Below are 255 nucleotides of genomic sequence, written 5' to 3'. Positions count from 1 at the left end.
GCCTCATACGCTTTGATTTCTTTTTGGTACTTTTCCTCATCTTTTTCAAAATCGTCCCTAGAAATCGTTCTCAGTTGCTTGTATAGGTCGATATCTTCTTGACCCTGTTGAGAATCCTCTTGTAAAAAATGATTTTTCCGTTTTAAGTTTTGAATATCCCGAGTTAAATGTTCTTTTTCATCGTGTAAATGGTTGATATCCCTCAACAATTGTTTTTTCGTTTCAATTTGTTGGTCTAATTGACTTAAAACTTTC

General features: G+C 33.3%; 1 pseudogene. It reads right to left on the bottom strand.

The features are described from left to right. Nucleotides 1–255, bottom strand: a pseudogene (locus FS742_RS27255) (MobV family relaxase); the annotation flags it as partial.

The organism is Bacillus cereus, from assembly GCF_007678085.1.
GTDB lineage: Bacteria > Bacillota > Bacilli > Bacillales > Bacillaceae_G > Bacillus_A > Bacillus_A cereus_BE.
This window is presented reverse-complemented; position numbering and strand designations above follow the sequence as displayed.